The organism is Streptomyces sp. NPDC059567, from assembly GCF_042735655.1.
GTDB lineage: Bacteria > Actinomycetota > Actinomycetes > Streptomycetales > Streptomycetaceae > Streptomyces.
The window spans coordinates 1-3,474 of record NZ_JBHWBS010000196.1 but is presented as its reverse complement, the minus strand read 5'-3'; the positions used below and the strand labels follow the sequence as shown (position 1 = coordinate 3,474).

Here is a 3,474-nt window from a genome sequence, read left to right as displayed (position 1 = left end):
GGCCCACCTCGCCGAGGTGGGCCCCTTCACGCGTGGCGGCTCTCAGGCCGCCTTCATCCGCACCGGCAGCGTCTCCGGGCCGTTGACCACGATCGAGTCGAGGAGCGTCGGCTCGCCGTCCAGCTCGACGTCCACGCCCCGCTCCAACAACTCGCCGTACAGCAGACGCATTTCCACCTTGGCGAGCATGCTCCCCAGGCAGAAGTGCTCCCCGAAGCCCAGCGACAGGTGACGATTGGGTGTCCGGCGCACGTCGAAGACGTCAGGGTCGTCGAAGACGGTCTCGTCGCGGTTGGCCGACGGCAGCCAGAAGACCACCCTGTCGCCCACCTCGATGCGCCGCCCGTGGATCTCCGCGGGCTGCACCGCCGTACGCATGATGTGCGTCGCCGTCGACGTCCAGCGCAGCACCTCCTCCACCGCGGACGGCAGCAGCCCCGGATCCTCTCGCACCGCCCGCCACTGGTCCGGCCGCTCCAGGAAGGTCAGCATCCCGCCGGCCGCCGCGATGCGCGTGTTCTCCGTGCCGCCCACCAGCAGGTTGTCGCAGTTCAGGATCACATCGTCAGGGCTCAGGCGCTCCCCGTCGATCTCCGCCGTCGCCAGGATGCTCACCAGGTCGTCGCCCGGATCCTCCGCCTTGTCGGCCTGAAGCATCTCGAAGTACCCCAGGATGTCGAGGTGCGCGAACCTGCGCGTCGCCGGGTCGCCCGCCGCGAAGGCCTGGCTCGTCAGCTCGTACAGGTGCTCCCAGTCGGACTCCGGCACGCCCATCATTCTGCAGATCACGTAGAGCGGGACACGGGCCGCGACATCGGCCACGAAGTCACAACTACCGCTCTCCAGCGCCTTGTCGACCACGCCCTGGGCGATGTCCTTCATCTCCGCCTCCAGGGCCCGGACCGACCGCACGGCGAACCAGCCGTCGACCAGCCCTCGCAGCTGCCTGTGCCGGGGCGCGTCCGTCAGGGCCAGCGTGCGCCCGCCGCCAGGGTCCGCCCCGTGCTCGGCCGGCCGCAGCAGGATCCCCTGCGCCGAACTGAACGTCTCCGCGTCACGGTAGGCCGTGCGGATGTCGTCGTAGCGGGTCAGCGACCAGAAGCCGGGCAGTTCGCCCGGCTGGTGCCAGTGCACCGGATCGTTGGCGCGCAGCCAGCGCCATTGCGCGAAGGGGTCACCGTGGGAATAGAGTGCGGGATCCACCAGATTTATGTGTGGCGCTGAATCGGGCATACGGGTGCCTCGCAGATAGTGGGGTGGCCGGGAAATGGTTCGCGCAATACTTCTGACGCGCGCGCTCGAATAGAGGCGCTTTTCACGGTCGCAGGGTGCGTACGAGTACGTCAAGGCTGTCCGGGACAGCCCCCGCCCCCGCGTTCAACTGCCGTTCTCACACAGTTGAACGCTCACCGGCAGCGCATTGATCACCGCTGGTCACTGAGCCATAGTGGGTCGCCGCGCGCCAGGCGCCGAAGAAGTCAGAATCATCAGTTCACAGCTTTTTGCAAGAGGAGCTGGGCGGTCATGCGCATGCCCCGATCGAGGCGGCCCGTGCTGTTCCAGTCGATGAGTCGAACGATTGGAGTGCGCGGGAATGGCCAAGACCGAAGGTGAGCTCCGCGAATTGATGGGCGGACAGCTCGGCATCTGGTACGCACAGCAACTCGCCCCCGAAAACCGGGCCTTCTTCATCTCGGAGTACATCGAGATCCACGGCTCCGTGGACCACGACCTCCTCGTGCGCGCCGCCGACCTGCGCGTGCGCGAGATGGAGACCTTGCGCCTGCGCATGCGTACCGTCGACGGAACACCCGTGCAGTACCTGCACGCCGCCGCCGACTACCCCGTCCAGACCGTCGATGTCAGCGCAGAGCCCGACCCCCGCGCCGCCGCCCGCTCCTGGATGGACGCCGATCTGCAGCGCCCCGCCGAACTCGACGGCGGCCCGCTGTTCAACGAGGCCCTCATCAAGGTGTCGGACGAGCTCCACTACTGGTACATACGCCCCCACCACCTCGTCCTCGACGGCCAGGGCGGCCTCGTCGTGGCCCGGCGCGGTGCCGAGATCTACACCGCCCTCCTGGAAGGCCGCGACCCCCGTGAAGGCGCCGCCGAACCCCTCTCCGTACTCCTCGACGCCGACCGCGCCTACCGCGAGTCCGCGCAGTTCGAGGAGGACCGGCAGTACTGGCGCGAGCTGCTCGCCGACCACCCCGCCGTCCATGGCGGCGACGCGTACAAGTCCCGCCGCGCCCAGCGCGCCCCCCTGCGCCACACCGACGGTGTCGACACCGCGGCCGGCGACGCGCTCAAGGCCGGAGCCCGGCGCCTGAAGACCAGCTTCGCAGGCCTGATGATCGCGGCCGCCGCGCTCTACCAGCACCGCGTCACCGGCGCGAGGGAGGTCACCGTCGGCCTGCCCGTGCGCGCCCGCTCCGACAAGCGGAGCCTCGGTGTGCCCGGCATGACCTCCAACATCCTGCCGCTGCGGCTCACCATCGGCCCGGACTCCACCGTCGAGGACGTCGTACGCGACGCCTCCCGCGCGATCCGCGACGGGCTGCGGCACCAGCAGTACCGCTACAAGGACATGCTGCACGACCTGAACATCGCCGACGGCGACCTGTGCGGGCTGCACATCAACGTGATGGCCTTCGACTACGACCTGCGCTTCGGCGACTGCCCCACCGTGACCCACAACCTGTCGACCGGGCCCGTCGACGACATCCGCATCGACATCTACGCCCGCGCGGGCATGCAGATCAACGTCGACGCCAACCGCGACGTCCACGACCTCACCGCCGCCGCCGCCGTCTCCCGCCGCTACCTGAACGTCGCCCACTGGCTCGCGAACGCCGCCCCCGGCGACCTCGTCGCGCGCGCCGAGACCATGGCCCACGACGAGCGTCGTCTGGTGGTGGAGGAGTGGAATGACACGGATGCCGATCTGGTGCCGGCGACGTTGCCTGAGTTGTTCGAGGCGCAGGTGGAGCGGGCGCCGGATGCGGTGGCTGTCGTGTTCGAGGGCGAGTCGGTGTCGTATGCGGAACTGGATTTCCGTGCGAATCAGTTGGCGCGGTTTCTGATCGCTTCGGGTGTGGGTGCCGAGTCGGTGGTGGGGGTGTGTCTGGAGCGCGGTGTCGAGATGGTGGTGGCGCTGCTGGGTGTGGTGAAGGCGGGTGCCGCGTATCTGCCGGTGGATCCGGAGTATCCGGCGGACCGGATCGCATACGTCCTGGAGACCGCCGGAGCCGCTTCGGTGGTGACGACCGGGAACCTGGAGCCCCTGTTGCCCGAGGACGTGGCTCGGATTCGTGTGGACGACCCGGCGCCGGCCGGCCTGGACGCCGGGCCGCTGGATGTCCGGGTCAGGCCTGGCAATCCGGCGTATGTGATCTTCACGTCGGGTTCGACGGGGCGGCCGAAGGGTGTGGTGGTGTCGCATGCGGGGATCGTGAACCGTCTTGTGTGGAT

The 3,474-nt window shown here is 68.8% G+C and carries 2 protein-coding genes; one reads left to right on the top strand and one right to left on the bottom strand.

Annotated features, from left to right (window positions below; all coding sequences use genetic code 11):
- Window positions 1-42: 42 nt before the first annotated feature.
- A complete protein-coding gene (locus ACFVZW_RS36875) occupies window positions 43-1,203 on the bottom strand; it encodes a cytochrome P450 (RefSeq protein WP_384530944.1) in 1,161 nt (386 codons plus the stop codon).
- 391 nt (window positions 1,204-1,594) lie between these two features.
- On the opposite strand from ACFVZW_RS36875, the gene ACFVZW_RS36870 reads away from it, so the two are divergent.
- On the top strand, window positions 1,595-3,474 hold a 1,880-nt coding region (locus tag ACFVZW_RS36870; RefSeq protein ID WP_384530942.1), incomplete at its 3' end, for a condensation domain-containing protein.